Source organism: Frigoribacterium salinisoli, from assembly GCF_054781095.1.
The window spans coordinates 245,226-262,862 of sequence record NZ_BAAGVB010000002.1; the positions used below are offsets into that span (position 1 = coordinate 245,226).

The window sequence follows — 17,637 nt, forward strand, 5'->3', positions numbered from 1 at the left end:
GCCTCCTGCGCGGTGCCGGTGCCGGGGCCTCCTGCCCCGAACCGGTCGTCTGCTCGGGAACCAGTCAGCGGGCTGGTTCCCGGGCAGACCGGTGGTGCGCGGCGGGGGCAGGAGGCGCGGGGCGGCGGGCGCAGGAGGCGCGGGCCGGTCCCGGCGCAGCCCCGCGCAGCACGGAGGGCCCGGCCGTGACGGCCGGGCCCTCCGTGATGGGGTCAGTGCTGGCGACGACGCGTGAGCGTCAGCGCCCCGCCGAGCAGCAGCAGCAGCGCTGCCCCCGCGGCGATCCCGGCGGTCTGGTCGGCGCCCGTGTAGGCGAGGCCCGAGGCGATCCGGCCGGAGCCGTAGCCGTAGCCGGCCGTGCCCGTGCCGCCCGCGCCGGTGCCCGCGCCGCCGCCGGTGCCCGCGCCACCGCCGGTGCCGTCACCGTCGCCGGTGCCGTCACCAGTTCCGTCGCCGGTGCCGTCGCCGTCACCGGGCCCCTCGGCCGAGCCCGTGGGCACGACGTAGGTGAAGGGCAGCGGCTCGGTCGCGCCCCCGGCCGTCTCGACGACGATCGTGGTCGGTCCTGCCGCGCACGGCGGGGTCGCGAAGGCGAGCAGGGTGCCGTCGGCCGAGACCTCGACGTCGGCCGCGTCGATCGTCACGCCGCAGATCGTGACGGTCGTGCCGCCGGGCACGAAGCCCGTGCCGCCGACGATGACGACGGTGCCGCCCGTGGTCGGGCCGGAGGTCGGGTCGGTGCCGTCGGCCGTCGGTGCCTCGACGTAGGCGTAGCCGTCCGCGAGGTCCGCGGAGCCGGCGGGGCCGGTGACGGTCACGTCGACGGGTCCCGCGGCGGCGCCCTCGGGCACGACGACGGTCACGGTCGTGTCGGTGGCGTCGACGATGGTCGCGGGGACCCCGTCGAAGGTGACGTCGGTGGTGCCGTCGAGGTCGGTGCCGCCGATGACGACGGTGTTCCCGCCGGCGAGGGGGCCGGAGTCCGGGGTCACGCCGGTGAGGTCCGGGGCCTCGGCGTCCTCGGCGACGTAGGTGAACGGGTCGCCCGCGGTCGTGGTGACGCCGCCGGGGGCGGTGACGACGACCTCGGCGAGGCCGGTCCCGGCCGGGCTGGTGACGACGACCGAGGTGCCGTCGGCGGCGATCGAGACGATCTCGGCGGGGACGCCGTCGAAGGTCACCTCCGTGGTGCCCTCGAGGCCGGTGCCGCTGACGGTGACGGTCGTGCCGCCCGCCTCCGGTCCTCGGGCCGGGTCGAGCCCGGTGATGGTGGGCGCCCCGGGGGCCGCGTCGGCGAGGTACGTGTACGCGAGGGTGGTCGCGCCGCCGTCGGGGTTGGTGACGGTGACGACGGCGGGGCCGAGGTCGCCGGCGGGCGTCGTGGCGGTGAGCGAGGTGCCGTCGGCGGCGACGACCACGTCGGTGGCGGGGGCGCCGTCGAAGTCGACGGCGGCGTCGGGCGAGAAGCCGGTGCCGGTGATCGTGACCGGCTGGCCGCCGGCGACGGGGCCGCTGTCGGGCGTGACGTCGAGGGCGGTCACGGGGGCGGCGGCGCCCGCGGCGGGCGTCTCGCAGGCGGCGGTGGCGAGCACGAGCTGGCCGACCGGCAGGTCGACGACGGGTGCGCCGAGCAGGTCGCCCGAGACGGTGAGGTCGGCGAGCACGGCGGTGGCCGTCGCGGACCCGGGGGTGGTGGTCTCGACGGACGACACGACGACGTCGAGGTCGAGGCCGAGCAGGTCGCCGGTGAGCTCGGCGGTCCCGGTCGCCGTGGGCGTGCCCGCGTCGAGGGTGACGGCGGTGCCGAAGAGGGTGAGCCCGGCGAGGGTGGTGGCGGTCGTCGGGGCGGTGCCGAGGGTGCACACGGCGTCGGCGGTGACCGCGTCGGCGGTGAGCACGTCGAGGCCGAACAGCGAGAGGTCGACGTCGGCGACGCTCGCGCTGCCGGCCGAACCGGTGGCACCGGTCGTCGCACTGGTGGTGACGGCGCCGACCGTGGCGTCGGCGACGGTGGTGGCGAGGAGCGTCGCCCCCACGGTGGTGGACTCCGCGGGGGCGTCGCCGTCGGTGACCGCCACGGCGCCGACGGAGGCGTCGGCCGTGAGCTCGGCGAGGGCCGGCAGGGCGCTGCCGTCGAGGGCGAGGCCGACGCCGGTGGCGCTGGCGTCGCCCGGTGCTGCGGACGCGGGGCCGGCCACGAGGACGGTGGCGCCGAGCACGACGCCCGCCGTCACTCCGACCGCCGCCGCCCTGCGGGCATGGGTGGTGAACGTCATGTGTTGCTCCTTCGCAACGAGGGGGCGCCCCTGATCGGCACCCGTGCCCCGAAGCTAGGCGGGCCCCCTCGCTCGGGTGGCCCCCTCTTCGGGGGACTGATGCCGACGTCGGGCGTGTGCGTCGCGGGCGCGCAGGAGGCCGTGGCCGCGCCCGGCGCGCCGCTAGGCTCCTGCGCATGGCCGGCATCCGGTACCCCCGTCCGCTCGTGCGCGGCGCCCGCGTCGAGGTGCCCGCGCCCTCGTCGGGGGTGCCCGAGGCATTGCACGCGAGGCTCGACCGGGCCGTCGCGGACCTCCGTGGCCGGGGCTTCGACGTCCGCGTCGGCGACCTCGCCCGCCGCGGGGGCCTCGTGCCGGGCACGGTCGAGGAGCGCCTCGACGAACTGCACGCGGCCTTCGCGGCCCGCCCCGGCGCGGTCCTGCCGCCCTGGGGCGGGGACCTCGCGGTCGAGCTCGTCGACCGGCTCGACTGGGCGGCGCTCGCCGAGGCGGGTGCCTGGTTCGTCGGCTGGTCGGACCTGTCGACGCTGACGCTGCCCCTCACGGTGACGACCGGGCTGGCGACGCTGCACGGGGCGAACCTCCTGGACGAGCCGTGGGAGCTGCCCGAGGAGTTCGTCCGCTGGACCGACGTCGCGGCGCTCGCCGAGGGGGCGTCCTTCACGCAGCGCGCGGCGCCCCGTCGCCGGTCGCGCCCGTGGGGCGAGTGGTCGGACGAACCGTTGAGCCGCGGAACGGCGTACGAGGAGCCCACCCGCTGGCGCACGCTCGACGGCCGGGCCGAGGTGCGCGCCTCCGGCCGGCTGCTCGGCGGCTGCCTCGAGACGGTGTCGCTGCTCGCCGGTTCGCGCTTCGGCGACGTGCCCGGCTTCGCACGCCGGCACGCCCCCGAAGGGCTCGTGCTGCACCTCGAGGTCGCGGGGGCCGACGCCGCGACCGCCCTCCGGCTGTGGACCTCGCTGCGGCTGGCGGGCTGGTTCGACGCGGCGACCGCGGTGCTCGTCGGGCGCACGACCGCGCCCGACGTCGACGGGCTGACGCAGGACGAGGCCGTCGAGCGCGCCCTCGGCGGCCTGGGCGTGCCGGTCGTGCTCGACGTCGACACCGGTCACCAGCCGCCGCAGCTGCCGCTCGTCGACGGCGCCCTCGCCGAGGTCCGCCTCGACGCCGAGGGCGGTTCGATCACCCAGCGGCTCGTCCCGTGAGCGGCTCCCGCCTGGCGGCCCTCCTGGGGACCCTCGCCGTGCTGGCCTCCGTCGTGGGCGGCGCGAGCCTCCTGCTCGGGGGCGACCCGTCGTCGCCGGCGGCTGTGGTCGCGTGGGCGGTGGTCGGCGTCGTGATCGCCGGCGTGCTGCTCGTCACGGCGTGGCGGACACCGTCGGTGCGCGTGCCCGAGGTCGTCATCGAGTTCGCGCTCGTGCTCGTCGGGGGAGGACCCGCCCTCGCCGTCGCGGCGTCCGTCTCCGGCACGGCGTGGACGGGCGTGGCGCCGTCGGTCGTGAGCCTCGCCGCCGCGGTGGTCGCGCTCGCCACCGCCGTCGGGGCGACCGTCGCACGCCGCCGAGCCGCGTCGGCGACGCGGGCGTCCGAGGGGCCGACCCCGTGAGCGCAGGAGGCGCGCTCGCCGCGGCCGCGCAGGTCACCTTCCCCGCCACCTACGACTTGGTCTGGACCGCGGTCCTCGGGCTGCTGGCGACCGGCGTCGCCTGGGCGCTGGTGACGGTGCTGCGGTCGCCGCTGTCGGGCCGGGCGACCGCGCTGTGGTGCCTGCTGCTCGTGCTGCTGCCGCCGGTCACGGTGGTCGCCTGGGCCGTGCTCGGCCGCGCGGCGCGCCGCGACGGCCGCCGGCTCAGGCGGGATCGCCCCAGAGGGGCCGAGCCTCGGCGGCCGCCGCCCGGAGAGCCGCGCCGTCGAGCTCGAGGCGTCCTTCGTCGAGCCCGGACCCGGGCCAGGTCACCACGAGCGTGAGCGGTCCCGCCGGGGGCAGCGGCCAGAGCCAGAGCACCTCGGTCGCGGTGCACGACGACCCGTCGCCCTGGTCGAGGACCGTGAGCACGTGCCCCTCCGGCGGCGCCTCGGGGTCGCCTCCCGGCCACGGCTCGGTCGGGTCGGTGAAGGCGCGCTCGCCGTCGGCCAGCTGCACGCCGAACCGGACGGCCTCGGCGGGGTCGCTCGGACGGCGCACCCGCCCGGGCTGCGTCGTCCGGCGACCGTGCCCGCCCACCCGCCCGCGCGGGCGGTCCGCCGGGCCCGGCCCAGGCCTCCTGCGCGACAGTCGTTGTTCGATCGTCACCTGGCGCGTGCTCACCGCCGATTAGCGTGCAGAACATGGGGACGACGACGCGCACCAGGTCCACGAGCATCACCGCCAGCGGGGCCGCCGCCGTGCTGCTGCTCACGGGGTGCACGGGGGCGGACGGCGACGCGGCGGGTCCGACGCCGACCACGACGACGACCGTGACCGCGGCACCGTCGACCCCCGAGCCGACCGCGACGCCCGAGCCCTGGGGCGCGACGGAGCCGACGGCGGCGCTCGACCTCGACTGCGGGAGCCTGCTCTCCGCCGGGACGGCCGCTGCGGTCGACGCGTCGTGGCTGCCCCGCGACGCCTACGACCGTGCCGACGTGCTGCCCGACGACTACGCGATCGCCCAGGAGGGCGGCCTCGCCTGTCAGTGGGACAACGGCGAGCGGCACGACGGCAAGGGCAACGCGGTCGGCGGCAGCGGGTACGCGGGCCTGCGCGTCGAGGTGCTGCCCCGCGCCACCGAGGACTGGGCCCGCTACGTCGAGATCTACGGGGAGGGGCCCGAGGTGCGGGAGAACTGCTTCTCGGGGGACGCGGTCGACGGTCCGTTCACCAGGTGCAGCTCGAACCAGATGGTCGGTGACACGTGGGTGGCGTTGTCGATGAACGGCTTCGAGCTGCCCGCCGGCGGTGACGGCCGCCAGGTGCTGGCCCCCGTGCTGGCCGAGGTGACGGCCGCCGTCGGGTCCGCGGACGTGACCGACGAGGCGTCGTCGCTCGGCGGCCCGCTCCCCGGGTGGTCGTGCGTGCCGGGTGCCGAGCTCGAGGCGGCGGCCGTGCCCGAGGTCGCCGGCTCCTCCCTGCGGCTGCCCACCGGCGGGTGGTCGCTCTACGCCTCGGCGTGGGCACGGGCCCAGGCGGCGCACTGCTCGACGACGCCCGACGGGGGGACCAGGTTCACGACCGAGGCCGTCCTGGTCGGCGGCGCCTGGGCGTTGCGCCAGCGCCTCGAGTTCGACCACGTCGACGAGGGGTCGGCCGTGACCGTGGCCGGTCTGGACGACGGCTCGGCCTTCCGCAGCTGCGACGACGCGGGGTGCACGACCGACCTCGTGATCGGCGAGGACTGGGTCCGCCTCGTGGTCCGGCGCGAGGCCGTCCCCGACGCCGAGGGCGCGAGCGAGCGCTACGCCGCCGCGTACGTGGAGCGCGCGACCGCGGCCTGACCTGGGTCGGGGCACGGCCCGCACCTCGCCGGGCCGAGTGCGGGCGGGTGCGTCGCCGGCGGGCGTCCGTGCACGCCCGGGGACGACGCACCCGCCCGCAGACGCGGCGGGCGCGGCGGCACGGCGCCGGGCGCGGCTCACCCGGCCACGTGCCTCCTGGCCCACAGCTGCACGCCCAGCCCGAGCGCGAGGAACCCCGCCATCAGCCCGCCCATCGCGACCGCGGTGCCGCCGAGCGCGCCGGCGAGCGGGGTCGCGAGGCCGCCGAGCCCGAACTGGAGGCCGCCGACGAGCGCGGCCGCGGTGCCGGGGCTCCGGTGCCCGAGCGCCTGCGTCAGCGTGATCGACCCCGGGATCACCCAGCCCCAGCCCGCGGTGACGAGCGCGAGCGCCGGCCAGACCACCGCCGGGCCGGCTCCCGCGAGCGCCCCGCCCAGCACCACGACCGACCCGGCGGTGCAGGTGACGAGGCCGACCGTGTAGAGGAGGTCCTCGTCGGTGCGGCCCACGAGCCTCCTGAACAGCAGCGTCGACGCGATCATGCACGACGCGTTGGTGGCGAACACGAGCGCGTAGGCCCCCTCGCCGAACCCGTACTGCTGCTGGAACACGAACGACGACGTGGCGACGTACGAGAAGAACCCGATGGTGGCCGTGCACCCGGTCACGAGGTACCAGCGGAACCGCGGCAGGCGCAGGAGGTCCGCCATCCGCCGCAGGGACTCCCGCGGCGACCCCGCGCCCGGCTCGGGCGCCGTGAGCGTCTCGGGCAGGAGGCGCAGGGCGGCGAGGGTGAGGACGACCCCGAGCAGCGCGAGCAGCGCGAACGTCGCCCGCCAGCTCGACACGGCGAGCACGGCCCCGCCGACGAGCGGCGCGACGACCGGGCCGAGCGAGTTCAGGGCCGCGAGCGTCGCGAACAGCCGGCTGCGGGCGACGCCCGTCGTCGTGTCGCCGACCATCCCGCGGGCCGCGACCGAACCCGCGGCGCCGCCGAGGCCCTGCAGCACGCGGGCGAGCACGAGCGTCCCGACGTCGGGGGCGAGGGCGCAGGCGACCGAGGCGAGGGCGAACAGGGCCGTCCCGCCCAGGAGGGCGCGCCTCCTGCCGGTGCCGTCGGTGAGCGGCCCGAGCAGGAGCTGCCCGAGGGCGAAGGAGACGAGGAACGCCGTCAGCGTGAGCTGCACCTGCGCCGTGCTGGCGTCGAGGTCGCGGGCGATCGCGGGCAGCCCGGCGACGTAGAGGTCGGTCGCGAACGGCGAGATGCCGACGATCAGGCCGACGGTGAGCACGGCGCCGCGTCGGCCGTCCCAGGGGGAGCGGTCGTCGGGCCGGACGTCGTCGTCGCGCATCGCGGTCGAGCCTAGGCCCGGGGGCGCGCGGAGCCCCGCCCCCCTCGCCGGGCCCTGCACAACGGATCTTGCGCAACGGTCCTTGTGCAACGGTCCTTGTGCATCTAGGGTCGGGTGCATGACCCCACCGCCCCGCACCGGACGCACGACCGAGCTCCGCGACCCCGCGAGCATGCGCGCGCTCGCGCACCCGACCCGCATGCGGCTCGTGGGCCTCCTGCGCGACCGCGGCCCGCAGACCGCCGCGATGCTCGGCGACGCCGTCGACGAGGCGCCCGGCACGGTCAGCTACCACCTGGGCAAGCTCGCCGGGACCGGGCTCATCGAACAGGCCGAGGGGCACAGCACCGACCGGCGCGAGCGGTGGTGGCGGGCCACGAGCGACTCCACCTCGTGGGAGCCCGCGGCGATGCTCGACGACCCCGAGCAGCTGGTCGCCTCGTCGGCCCTGCAGAAGGCGATCGCGCAGGTCTACGCCGCGCAGTTCAGCCGCTACGTGGACACCCTGCCCACGTTCGCCCGCGAGTGGGTGGCCGCGTCGGCCTCCTCCGACCGGGCCGTGCACCTCACCGCCGAGCAGCTCGGCGAGCTCCGCGGCGACCTCGAGGCGCTCGCCGAGAAGTGGGAGGCGGTCAGCCAGCAGCAGGCCGGCGAGCCCGGCACCGCGAGCGTCACGCTCGTGTACCAGGCGTACCGCACCCCCGCATGAGCGCAGGAGGCGCGGACCGCCCCTCCCGCCGTCGCGCCCGCGGCTCGCTCGTCGCCCTGCTGTCGGCGCACGCGATCTCGCAGACGGGCAACGTCGTGACCGCCTTCGCGATCCCCTTCTCCGTCCTCGCCACCGGGGGCACGGGCACCCAGGTGGGGATCGCCGCCGCGGCCGCCACCGCACCCGTGGTGCTCGGCGGTCCGCTCGGCGGCGTCGTCGTCGACCGGGTCGGCGGCCGCCGGGCCGCGATCGCCGCCGACGTCGTCAGCGGGGCCACCGTGCTCGCGATCCCCGTGCTGGCGCTCACCGTCGGGCTGCCCTTCGGGGCCCTGCTCGCCCTCGTCTTCGCGGGAGGCCTCCTCGACACCCCCGGCCAGACCGCCCGCCGCGTGCTGCTGCCCGACGCCACCGTCGCCGCCGGCGGGCGGCTCGAGCAGAGCGTGGGGTTCCTCGACGGGTCCGAACGCCTCGCCCGCCTGCTGGGGGCCTCGCTCGCAGGACTGCTCGTCGCCGCGGTCGGCCCGATGGCGAGCCTCTTCGTCAACGCCGGCACCTTCGCCGTGTCGGCCCTGCTGACCTGGGCGTTCGTGCAGGGCGCGAGCCGTGGGGCCGGTGCCGGGGCCGGAGCTGCCGCGGGTGCCGGGGCCGGAGCTGCCGCGGGTGCTGCGGCTGGTCCGGACGCCGGGGCGGGGGCCGCCGCCGGGGGCGAGGCGGCGGCCGGGGCCGAGCCCGCGCCTCCTGCCCCCCGGGCGTCGTACTGGTCCGAGCTCGCCGAGGGCTTCCGCTGGGTCGTGCGCGACCCGCTCATGCGGGTGATCGTGGCGCTCGTGCTCGTCACGAACCTGCTCGACGCGGCTCGCACGTCGTCGCTGCTGCCGCTCTACGCCGCCGACCGGCTCGGGGGAGCGGCGGCCCTCGGCCTGCTCGTCGCCGTCATGGGCGGTGCGGCGCTCGCCGGGAACGTCCTCTTCGGCCTCGTCGCCCACCGGGTGCCGCGCCGCGTCGTGTTCGCGGTCTGCTTCACGCTCGCGGGGGTCCCCTCGAGCGCGGCGCTCGCCCTGGGCCTGCCCCTGCCCTGGCTGGTGGCCTCGGCCGCGCTGTCCGGCTTCGCCGCGGGCGCCATCAACCCGATCCTCGGAGCGGTGCAGCTCGAGCGCGTGCCCGAGGCGATGCGCGGCCGGGTCTTCGGGCTCATCGGCGCCGGGGCCTGGGCGGGGATCCCCCTCGGCGGCCTGCTCGGCGGGGTCGCCGCCGACGGGATCGGCCTCGGCCCCGCCTTCGCGATCGTCGCGGTCGTCTACGGCCTCGTCACGCTGTGGCCCCTCGCAGGAGGCCCGTGGCGCGCCATGGAGCGCGGGTCCCGCCCGCGCTGACCCGCGCCCGCCTCCTGGCCGTGTCGCCTGCCCGTGTCGCCTGCCCGCCCTCTCGCCCTGCCCTGGGCATCGATGTGACGCGAAGTGTCGCCCAGCGCGGCTCGAGGTGACCGTTCGGGTCACCTCGATCGCCGGGAAGGGGTGGCCGGGTGCCTGGGGGCCCGGGTCAGGGGCGCGCGGCACCCGCGGCGGCGGCGATGGCGCGCGTCCGGTCCTCGTCGAGCGAGAACACCTCGGTGCCGTCGTCGGGGCCGGCCACCCGCAGCGCCGTCGAGCGGACCTCGCCCGAGGGGTGCACGTCGACCACGAGGCAGCCGGAGCCGCGCACGGCGCGTTCCGTCCCGTCCGGCGCGGCGACGTCGGTGTCGTTGGCGACCCCGGGCGCGACGAGCACGGGGACGCCCGCCAGCGACCCGACGATCGGGTGGTGGTAGTGCCCGGCCAGGACGACGCGGACGTCGCTGCCCTCGATCACCGCGGCCAGCGCCTCCGGCCGTTGCAGGGCCAGCGCCGCGTGCAGCGTCGTCGGGGCGGGCAGGGGCGGGTGGTGCAGCACGAGCACGGTGCCGCACGGGGCGGGCGTCGCCAGCAGCTCGCGCAGGTGGTCGAGCTGCTCGGGCCGCAGGAGCCCGTAGCCGGCGCGCGGCACCGACGTGTCGAGGGTGACGACCCGCCAGCCGTCCACCTCCGAGGTGCCGTCGACGGGCGCCGGGTCGACGGGTGTCGGGCTGACGGGCCCAGGGCCGACGGGTGCCGGGCCCCCGACGCCGGGGTCGGGGGCGCAGGAGGCGCGGGGTGCGCCCGACACGTCGGTCCCGCCGGGCGCGACCCGGGCCTCCTGCGCGACCCGTGCCTCCTGCGCGACCGCACGATCGAGGTGGTGACCGTCGCCCAGCACCGCCGTGAACCCGGCGCGCTGGTCGTGGTTGCCGGGCACGAGCGCCACGGCAGCGCCACGGTCGGCCGCCCAGGGGAGCACCCGGTCGCGGAGCAGGCGGTACGAGGCCTCGGAGCCGTCGTCGGAGAGGTCGCCCGACCCCACGAGCAGCCGCACCCCCTCGACCCGGCCGGCGGCCGCGAGCACGCGGTCGAGCGCGTCCGTCGTGTCGACGACGCCCTGGTGCAGGGAGCCGTCGCCCGTGAGGTGGGGATCGCTGAGGTGGACGAGGCGGAGCGCTCCGGGCGGCAGCGGGTACATGCTGCGACCCTACGTCGGGGGTCCTGCCGCCGTGCGTTTCCTGGACAGGGTCCGGGTCGGACCGTCGACGTGGCATCATCGGCAGGCCATGACGACCCTCGACCACCGCCCCGCGCAGGCCGCGCCCGTGGTCCACCACGCCGGCACGGGCGTGGACCCGGACGAGTTCCGCGACCAGATGGAGCTCGGCTTCGAGGGCACCCGGTGGCAGGTGGCCCCGACCGCGGAGCCGTTCACGTGGCGGCAGACCTTCGTCGGCGACGCCGACCTCGGGCTCAGCGCGATCCGCGTCGACGGCCAGGTCGCCGGCACGTCGCTGGCCCGCCCCGAGCACGTCATCAGCTGGCTGCGCAGCGGTCGGCCCATGGACCTCGAGGGCCCCGACGTGATCCGCTCGGGCCTCGGCACGCCCACCCTGTTCGCCATGGACCGGCCGACCCGCATGGGCTACGTCGACTTCGACCAGCGTTGCGTGCACCTCTCGAAGGAGTCCGTCCGCCGGGCCGCCGCCGTCCGCGGCGTCGCCGCCCCCGGGGTGCTGGCCCGTCGCGACGTCCCCGCCGACCCGGCCGGGCTCGAGCGCTGGTGGAAGACCCTGTCGCTCATCACGGGCGTCGTCGGTGCGCCCGGCACGAGCGCCGTGCTGCGGGCCGAGGCGGTGCGCATGACCGCCGAGGCGTTCCTCGACCTCTTCCCGGCCGTGGGCGCGGGCCTCCCGGCCGAGCTGCTGCTGCCCCGCAACGCCCACCTGCGCGCCGCCGTCGAGCACGTGCACGAGTACGCCCACCTGCCGATCGGCACGGACGACCTCGCCGCCGCGGCCGGGATCGGCGTGCGCGCCCTGCAGCAGGCGTTCCTGCGGCACCTCGGCCTCACGCCGACGGCCTACCTGCGCCAGGTCCGCCTCGAGCGCGTGCGCGACGCCCTCCTGGTCGCCGAGCCGTCCACGACGATGGTCGCCGACGTGGCGCGGGCCTGGGGGTTCGCGCACCTGGGCCGGTTCGCGGCCTCGTACGTGCAGCACCTCGGCGAGTACCCGCGTCAGACCCTCGCACGCACCCGCTGACCGCAGGAGGTGCGGCCGCTGGTCCCGTCGGCCCCGCGGCGGCCGGGCGCCCCTCGGCCTCCGGCGGGCCCCTCGGCCTCCGGCGGGTCGCCCCGGAACGACGAGAGGCCTCCCCGGGGGGAGGCCTTCGTCAGGTGATCCTCGTCGGAGTCCCGCGCTGCGGGTCCCTGGTACGGATCGGGGTGGGGCGCGTCGGCGCCCCGTGACCGGGAGGGGTCGGTCGACCTACGAGAGGTCGGAGTCGCCGGGAGCGACCAGGTAGGGGAACCGCTTCGTCACGTAGCGGTGCAGGTCGGGGTGCACGAGGGTCTCGATCGAGGGGAGTTCGGCGTCCATGGTGGGGTCCTTTGCAGTGGGTCAGTCGAGGTCGTCGTCGGCGACGGCCGTGTCGAAGTAGGGGACGAAGTCGTCCACCGAGGCGGGTGCGAGGATGCGGGCGCTGAACGACTTCACGCGTCGATCCCCAGGAGGCTCGAGATGTCGATGGGCTCGGTGGGGGCGAGCTCGAGGGTGGCGGTGCCGTGGACGTCGTTCACGCGATGACCCCGAGGCTGACGAGGAGCGCGGCGACGATGCTGGTGCTCGCGGCGACCGCCGACGTGGCGACGACGGCGAAGGTCGCCTGTCGTTCGGTGGCACGGACCTCGCTGAAGGGCGAAGCCGAGCGGCGTGCTGCGGATGCAGTGATGGACGACATGTCCTGCTCTTTTCTGGCACCCCTGCGGTGCCCGTGGAACTGGCCTCTGGAGGCCCGGTCGGGACCGGGCCGTACCGCCGTGAACCGGTACGTGGAAGAGACTGTCACCCGTTGTCTAGAACGTCTAACCAATCGGTGCAGGCGTGCGCATTGTGGACACGTCGGGGCCGTGGATGGGGGACAGGCGGGCCCGCAGGCGCCTTCCATGGCACGTGGTTGCAGGGCGTGCGGGAGTCGTAGCGCACTCTCGGGGTACAGCTAGGGGTACATCTGTACCCCGGCCGCGTCGTCACGCCCCACCGGTCCCGAGCCCCACGTCGGTCGGGGTCGGATCGCTGTCGGCGGTCGGCCGTACCGTCCTCGACATGAGGGCGCAGGAGTCGTCGAGCGGTGCCGCCGCGGCGCTCCGGCGACCCCTGCCCCACCACCCGCTCGCGGTCCCCGAACTGCCCGACAGCTGGGGTGCGTGGCAGGTCCGGCGCGTGCCCGCGTCGCCGATCGGCTACGTCCGGGCACGCTCGTCGGAGGGGCGTTGGGTCTTCGACTGCCACGCCCACTGCCGCGACGCCCGCGGGGGCCGACCGTGGTTGCACACCGCCGAGTCGCTGGCCTCGGCCGTCGCCTGGATGCTGCAGCGCGAGACGGAGATCTCGGCGTACGCCGCCCGTCACGACCCGGAGCCCGACACCTGGCCGCAGTGACGTGGCCGGGCCGGCCGGTGCGTCCGGCGCCCTCGGGCACGGACGGGCGGGCCCGACGCGGCCCGGCGGGCCGGCGCGGTCCGGCGGGCCGCGCCGCGCCCGCCGCGGGCCGGTCAGAGCCGTCGCAGCAGCTCCGCGCAGGCCATCTCGGCGCGGCGGCAGGTGTCGGTGCAGACGCGACAATGGTCGCTGCGGTCCGCGTGGCCACGGGACGCGTCGACGCTGCGCCGGCAGGCGACCCGGCACGCCTCGACGAGTGCGCGCAGCACGTCGGGGTCGGCGTCGGTGCGCCGCGACAGCACGCGGGCCGTGGTGGCGCAGACGTCGGCGCAGTCCTGGCCGGCCCGGATGGTCGCACGCATCGTGGCCGGGTCGGGCTCGGCGAGGCACGCGTCGACGCACGACGTGCAGGCGGTGGCGCACTCGGCGACCGCGTCGATGCACGCGGCGAGCAGGCGCTCGTCGGCGCCCCCGTGGTGACCGGGGCGGCCGGGGTGGCTGCGCAGCATGTCGTCGATGACGGTCACGATGGTCCCTCCCTTGTGTCGCCCGCGATCAGGCGGCGAAGAAGTCCTCGTAGCGGGCGTCGCCGTGCGTGCTCGGCGCGACCTTCGGCAGGCGCACCTCGATGCGGTGGACGCGCCTCCGGTACGGCGTGATGCGCATCGGTGGCACCTCGGAGTCCCTCTCGTACGTGCTCATGGTCCCCTCCCCTGGTCCCGTGTGCGGTACGGCGCCCAGCGCGCCGTACGACCACAGTGTCGGATCCCGTGTCCCCTCAGTTCGGGCTTGACAGCCGGGGCGCGGTGGCGTAGTGATCACCGTTGGTGCGGGGTGGGGCCGTCGGGCGACCGGGTCTCAGAGGGGCGGTGCCGGGTACTCGCTCCAGGGGTCGTCGCGGTGCGCCGCCGTGCTCGTCCCGTCGAGGTCGCGGAGGTACTCGCGCAGGTAGGGGAGCGAGAAGTCGACCTTCCCGTGGCCGGCCTGGACCACGTAGCCGGTGTCGATCAGCCGCTTCTTGTAGACCTGGACGTAGGAGTCGGAGACCCCGAGCCGATCGACGAGGTCCCCGATCCTCGTGGCACCGTCGTCCTGGGCCATGGCCCTGACGAACGCCTGGTCCCTCTCGGACAGGTCGAGGTAGACGCGGTCGATGACGCGGCTCTGGACCGCCGAGACGGCCCGGTCCAGGGCGGCTTCGGCGTCGCGCAGGGTGATCGTCCGCCCGGTCGGGTCGGCGCGCCACGCGTAGTCGCCGACCAGCTGGACGAGGTAGGGGTACCCCTGCGAGATGGCCGTCAACCTGTCCAGCGCGTCGGGGTCGACGGGCCGCCCTCCGATGCGGGCCGTCTCGGCGAGCACGTGCTTCGTCTCCCGGGGGGAGAGCCGACGGAAGTCGAGGTCCTTCGACCTGCGGAGGAACGTCGTGTGCTCTTGCTTCAGCAGCTCGTCGAGGTCGACCTTGATCCCGGCGAAGACGACCATGAGATCGACGTCGTCCTCCAGGGCGTGCGCGATCTCCCGCGCGAAGCGGGAGAGCTCTCGGAGCCGGACCTTGCCCGAGGAGACCTCGTCGATCGTGATGAGGATCCCACGGCCGTCGACGGCCCGCGACAGCGCCACCAGGTCGTCGCGGAGCAGGGGGCGCACCTCGCGACGGCGATCCTGGTACTCCCACGACGCGGTGAACTGCCAGACGCCGAGGCTCGTGAGCCGCCGTTTGGACTCCGTGTCGAGCCCGTCGACGAGCTTCGGGACGGTCGTCTCCATCACGCGCTCCATCAGCCCGGAGCTCGCGTTGTCGCTGATGACGAGCCAGCCGCGCTCCTCGGCCTCGCTGCGCAGGAGCGAGAGCATGGAGGTCTTGCCGGCCCCGCGCAGGCCGGAGACGAGCACGGAGTGGTTCTCCCCGAAATCGAGGGTGTCGAACACCTCGGTGAGCTCCTCGATGGCCTGCTCGTGGCCGCCGAAGACGAGGGGGCGCTTGCCGTAACCGGGGCGGAACGGACTCGTGACGTGGTCGCCGCTCATCGTGCTCCTCCCAGAACGCTGTTCATCTTATTCATTTCGCCCGCCCGTCCGGCCTGGCGGGCAGCGTCAGCTCGAGCGCGTGCTCCCGCACGTGGGCGACGGCGCCGAGCACGACGACGTGCTCGGCGAGGCGCGAGGCCAGGACCTCGGGCGGCTCGCGGTGCGAGAGGGCGGCGAGCCGCGGCGTGGTGCGCTCGACGAGCAGGCCGATCGACGGGGCCACGGCCCCGGCGACGATGATGCGGTCGACGTCGAGCACGCTGCTGAGCACGGTGCCGATGCGGGCGAGCCGTTCGGCGAGGCGCTCGACGAGTTCGAGGGCGGTGGCGTCGCCCGCGTCGGCGGCGGCGAGGACGACGGGGGCGCCCAGGTCGTCGACGGCGGTGCCGTGCAGGAGGCTGGAGCGGGGCACGAGCCCGGCGGCGCGGGCGTCGCGGGCCCAGTCGCGCAGCACCGCGCCGATCCCGTCGGCCGAGCCGACGCCCTCCACGAGGTCGAGCAGGCGCATCTCGCCGGCGGCGCCGCGCGCACCGCGCACGAGCGCCCCGTCGAGCACGAAGCCGGCGCCGAAGCGCTCGCCCGCGAGCAGGGTGACCGAGCTGGCGGTGCCGAGGCCGTGGGGCGCGGCGCCCTCGGCGAGGGCCGCGAGGTTGGCGTCGTTCTCGACGACGACCGTCGAGGAGCCGACGTGCAGGGCTCCGACGTAGTCGGGGTTGACCCGCTGCCAGAAGTCGCTCGCGGACTCGGCGGGGGAGGCGCCGCGGGCATCGACCGGCGCGGGCACGCCGACGACGGTCGCGAGCACCCGGTCGGCCGTGGCGCCGGCAGCCGCAAGGGCCTCCTCGACGACGAGGCCGACCACGGTGCGGCGCTCCGTGCCGAGCGCGTCGGGGTCGAGCCGCCGTTGCGCCCGTCCCAGACGGGCGCCGCGCAGGTCGGCCACGTCCACAGTGACGTGGTGCTGCCCCGCATCGATGCCGACGACGCAGCCCGCGTCGTGCGCGAGGGTCCAGCGTCGTGCCGGCCTGCCCTTGCGGTAGGCGTCGGTGGAGCGCGCGTCGGCGAGGGGCCGCAGCCAGCCGCGGTCGAGCAGCTCGTCGCAGACGCCGATGATCGTCGACCGGCTGAGCCCGGTCGCGCCGATGAGGTCGCTCGCCGTGACGACGTCGTGCTGCCAGGCGACGCGGAGCACCTCGGCCGCGTTCATCGAGCGCAGCACGCTGGGGGAGGTGGCCCCCGCGGTGCGCCCGGTGACGGCGCGGCCGTCGGCGGGCCGCGCGGGGGCGTCGTCGATCGTCACGGAACCCCCTCGTCGTCCCGATCGCGACACGATCGGCTCGGACCATGGTGCCACGGCTCGATTTGATCTAGGTTCTTGATCTAGGTTCCACATCAAGTCGCCCGGCACTGCCGCCGGGCCTCACCCCGGGAGACGACGACGTGCCCACACCACCCCTGCCCTCCGGCGGCCTCTCGCGCCGCACGATGCTCGCGGGCCTCGGCGGCCTGGGCGCCGCGCTGGCCCTGGCCGGGTGCTCCGCTCCCGGCGGCGCGGGCCCCCGGTCCCGCGTGACGGAGATCACCTTCTACCAGACCAAGCCCGAGGCGATCCCCTACTTCGCCGACCTCGTCGCGCGCTTCAACGACGCGCAGTCGGGCATCCGCGTCGTGCACGACTCGACCTCCGGCATCGCCGCAGGCTTCGTGCGGGGCGACCCGCCCGACGTCGCGGCCTTCACCTACAACCTCGAGATGGCGCGCTTCATGGAGCGCGGGGCCCTCAGCGACCTCGGCGACCTGCCCGAGGCCGCGCGCATCCGGCCCGAGGTGCAGCAGCTCGTCGACCAGTACGCGACCTACCCGGGTCGCACGAGCGTGCTGCCCTATTCGATCACCGCGGCGAGCGTCATCTACGACGTGGACCTGTTCGAGCAGGCGGGCGTCGCCTTGCCCGAGACCTGGAGCGAGCTCCTCGCCGCGTGCGAGACGTTCCGTGCGGCCGGCGTGGACCCGATCTACAGCACCTTCCGCGAGCCGTGGACCGTCGCGCAGGGCCTCTTCGACTACACCTCGGGCGGCATGCTCGACGTCGCCGACTTCTTCGAGCGGCTGTCGGCCCAGGGCACGGACGTGGGCAGGGGCTCCGGTGCCTCCTTCGAGCGCGACTTCGCCGAGCCCGTCGACCGCATGCTGCAGCTGGCGCAGTACTCCAACGCGAACCGCAACTCGCGCGGCTACGGCGACGGCAACCTCGCGATGGCGCAGGGCCAGGCCGCGATGCTCATGCAGGGGCCGTGGGCGCTGGCCGAGATCGAGAAGGCGGCCCCGGGGGCTCGCGTCGGCACGTTCCCGCTGCCGATGACCGAGGACCCGGCCGACCGCAAGGTGCGCGTCAACCTCGACCTCGCGCTGTGGATCCCGCAGTCGTCGCGCAAGCAGGAGGCGGCGCGCGAGTTCCTGAGGTTCCTGCTGCAGCCCGAGATCCAGGACGCCTACAACCGCGACTTCCTCGCGTTCGGCACGACGACGACCGCGCCGCCCGTCACCGACGAGCGCATCGTCGGCATGCAGCGCTACTACGACGAGGGCCGCTTCTACCAGGGCGCCAGCAAGGCGATCCCGCTGACGATCCCCGCCGAGAACTACGTGCAGGGCATCGTCACGGGCGCCGACCCGGCGGGCACCCTCCGCACCATGGACGCCGACTGGCGCCGCCTGGCGTTCCGCGCATGAGCGCCACCGCCTCCCCGTCCGGATCGA

18 protein-coding genes are annotated in these 17,637 nt (G+C 76.0%); 9 read left to right on the plus strand and 9 right to left on the minus strand.

Going from position 1 to position 17,637, the window contains the following annotated elements:
* Positions 1-212: 212 nt before the first annotated feature.
* The gene (locus ACYVHQ_RS07065; protein ID WP_460511516.1) at positions 213-2,276 is read right to left on the minus strand and encodes an IPT/TIG domain-containing protein; all 2,064 of its coding nucleotides are present in this window, start codon (positions 2,274-2,276) and stop codon (positions 213-215) included.
* 176 nt (positions 2,277-2,452) lie between these two features.
* On the opposite strand from ACYVHQ_RS07065, the gene ACYVHQ_RS07070 reads away from it, so the two are divergent.
* The 3 genes from ACYVHQ_RS07070 (at position 2,453) to ACYVHQ_RS07080 (ending at position 4,244) form a co-directional block, all read left to right on the plus strand.
* The gene (locus tag ACYVHQ_RS07070; protein ID WP_460511518.1) at positions 2,453-3,481 is read left to right on the plus strand and encodes a S66 family peptidase; all 1,029 of its coding nucleotides are present in this window, start codon (positions 2,453-2,455) and stop codon (positions 3,479-3,481) included.
* Positions 3,478-3,882: a hypothetical protein gene (locus ACYVHQ_RS07075; protein WP_460511520.1), complete on the plus strand. Its 405-nt coding sequence runs from the start codon at positions 3,478-3,480 to the stop codon at positions 3,880-3,882. The genes ACYVHQ_RS07070 and ACYVHQ_RS07075 overlap by 4 nt, the downstream gene beginning before the upstream one ends.
* Positions 3,883-3,998: 116 nt before the next feature.
* A complete protein-coding gene (locus ACYVHQ_RS07080; protein ID WP_460511875.1) occupies positions 3,999-4,244 on the plus strand; it encodes a PLDc N-terminal domain-containing protein in 246 nt (81 codons plus the stop codon).
* Here the strand turns inward: ACYVHQ_RS07080 and ACYVHQ_RS07085 are convergent.
* Positions 4,126-4,461, minus strand: a complete 336-nt coding sequence (locus ACYVHQ_RS07085) for a hypothetical protein (protein ID WP_460511890.1) — start codon at positions 4,459-4,461, stop codon at positions 4,126-4,128. The genes ACYVHQ_RS07080 and ACYVHQ_RS07085 overlap by 119 nt on opposite strands.
* A gap of 143 nt (positions 4,462-4,604) precedes the next feature.
* On the opposite strand from ACYVHQ_RS07085, the gene ACYVHQ_RS07090 reads away from it, so the two are divergent.
* A complete protein-coding gene (locus tag ACYVHQ_RS07090) occupies positions 4,605-5,750 on the plus strand; it encodes a hypothetical protein (RefSeq protein ID WP_460511523.1) in 1,146 nt (381 codons plus the stop codon).
* A 137-nt stretch (positions 5,751-5,887) separates the two neighbouring features.
* On the opposite strand, the gene ACYVHQ_RS07095 is transcribed toward ACYVHQ_RS07090, so the two are convergent.
* Positions 5,888-7,102: a Bcr/CflA family efflux MFS transporter gene (locus ACYVHQ_RS07095; RefSeq protein ID WP_460511525.1), complete on the minus strand. Its 1,215-nt coding sequence runs from the start codon at positions 7,100-7,102 to the stop codon at positions 5,888-5,890.
* A 118-nt stretch (positions 7,103-7,220) separates the two neighbouring features.
* Between ACYVHQ_RS07095 and ACYVHQ_RS07100 the strand changes: the two genes are divergently transcribed.
* Positions 7,221-7,811 (plus strand): helix-turn-helix domain-containing protein, encoded by a 591-nt coding sequence (locus tag ACYVHQ_RS07100; RefSeq protein WP_460511527.1) that lies wholly within the window; start codon positions 7,221-7,223, stop codon positions 7,809-7,811.
* The gene (locus ACYVHQ_RS07105) at positions 7,808-9,184 is read left to right on the plus strand and encodes an MFS transporter (protein WP_460511528.1); all 1,377 of its coding nucleotides are present in this window, start codon (positions 7,808-7,810) and stop codon (positions 9,182-9,184) included. Before ACYVHQ_RS07100 ends, ACYVHQ_RS07105 begins: the two co-directional genes overlap by 4 nt.
* A 166-nt stretch (positions 9,185-9,350) precedes the next feature.
* Here the strand turns inward: ACYVHQ_RS07105 and ACYVHQ_RS07110 are convergent, their stop codons facing one another.
* The gene (locus ACYVHQ_RS07110) at positions 9,351-10,382 is read right to left on the minus strand and encodes a metallophosphoesterase (protein WP_460511530.1); all 1,032 of its coding nucleotides are present in this window, start codon (positions 10,380-10,382) and stop codon (positions 9,351-9,353) included.
* A gap of 88 nt (positions 10,383-10,470) precedes the next feature.
* On the opposite strand from ACYVHQ_RS07110, the gene ACYVHQ_RS07115 reads away from it, so the two are divergent.
* Complete coding sequence (locus tag ACYVHQ_RS07115; protein WP_460511532.1) at positions 10,471-11,448, plus strand: AraC family transcriptional regulator; 978 nt, start codon at positions 10,471-10,473, stop codon at positions 11,446-11,448.
* A 532-nt stretch (positions 11,449-11,980) separates the two neighbouring features.
* Here the strand turns inward: ACYVHQ_RS07115 and ACYVHQ_RS07120 are convergent.
* On the minus strand, positions 11,981-12,145 hold the full coding sequence (locus ACYVHQ_RS07120; RefSeq protein ID WP_460511535.1) for a hypothetical protein: 165 nt from the start codon (positions 12,143-12,145) through the stop codon (positions 11,981-11,983).
* Positions 12,146-12,510: 365 nt separating this feature from the next.
* Between ACYVHQ_RS07120 and ACYVHQ_RS07125 the strand changes: the two genes are divergently transcribed.
* The gene (locus ACYVHQ_RS07125; protein WP_460511536.1) at positions 12,511-12,846 is read left to right on the plus strand and encodes a hypothetical protein; all 336 of its coding nucleotides are present in this window, start codon (positions 12,511-12,513) and stop codon (positions 12,844-12,846) included.
* 113 nt (positions 12,847-12,959) lie between these two features.
* Here ACYVHQ_RS07125 and ACYVHQ_RS07130 read toward each other — a convergent pair whose 3' ends face one another.
* From ACYVHQ_RS07130 to ACYVHQ_RS07145, 4 genes are all read right to left on the minus strand, one after another.
* Positions 12,960-13,373 carry a four-helix bundle copper-binding protein gene (locus tag ACYVHQ_RS07130; RefSeq protein ID WP_460511538.1) on the minus strand — a complete coding sequence of 138 codons (414 nt, stop codon included), beginning with the start codon at positions 13,371-13,373 and terminating at the stop codon, positions 12,960-12,962.
* 28 nt (positions 13,374-13,401) lie between these two features.
* A complete protein-coding gene (locus tag ACYVHQ_RS07135) occupies positions 13,402-13,548 on the minus strand; it encodes a hypothetical protein (protein ID WP_460511540.1) in 147 nt (48 codons plus the stop codon).
* 156 nt (positions 13,549-13,704) lie between these two features.
* Positions 13,705-14,877 carry an ATP-binding protein gene (locus ACYVHQ_RS07140; protein WP_460511542.1) on the minus strand — a complete coding sequence of 391 codons (1,173 nt, stop codon included), beginning with the start codon at positions 14,875-14,877 and terminating at the stop codon, positions 13,705-13,707.
* Positions 14,878-14,908: 31 nt separating this feature from the next.
* On the minus strand, positions 14,909-16,177 hold the full coding sequence (locus ACYVHQ_RS07145; protein ID WP_460511544.1) for an ROK family transcriptional regulator: 1,269 nt from the start codon (positions 16,175-16,177) through the stop codon (positions 14,909-14,911).
* A 140-nt stretch (positions 16,178-16,317) separates the two neighbouring features.
* Between ACYVHQ_RS07145 and ACYVHQ_RS07150 the strand changes: the two genes are divergently transcribed.
* Entirely contained in the window at positions 16,318-17,610 is a 1,293-nt protein-coding gene (locus ACYVHQ_RS07150) for an ABC transporter substrate-binding protein (RefSeq protein WP_460511546.1), read from the plus strand.
* Positions 17,611-17,637 lie beyond the last annotated feature (27 nt).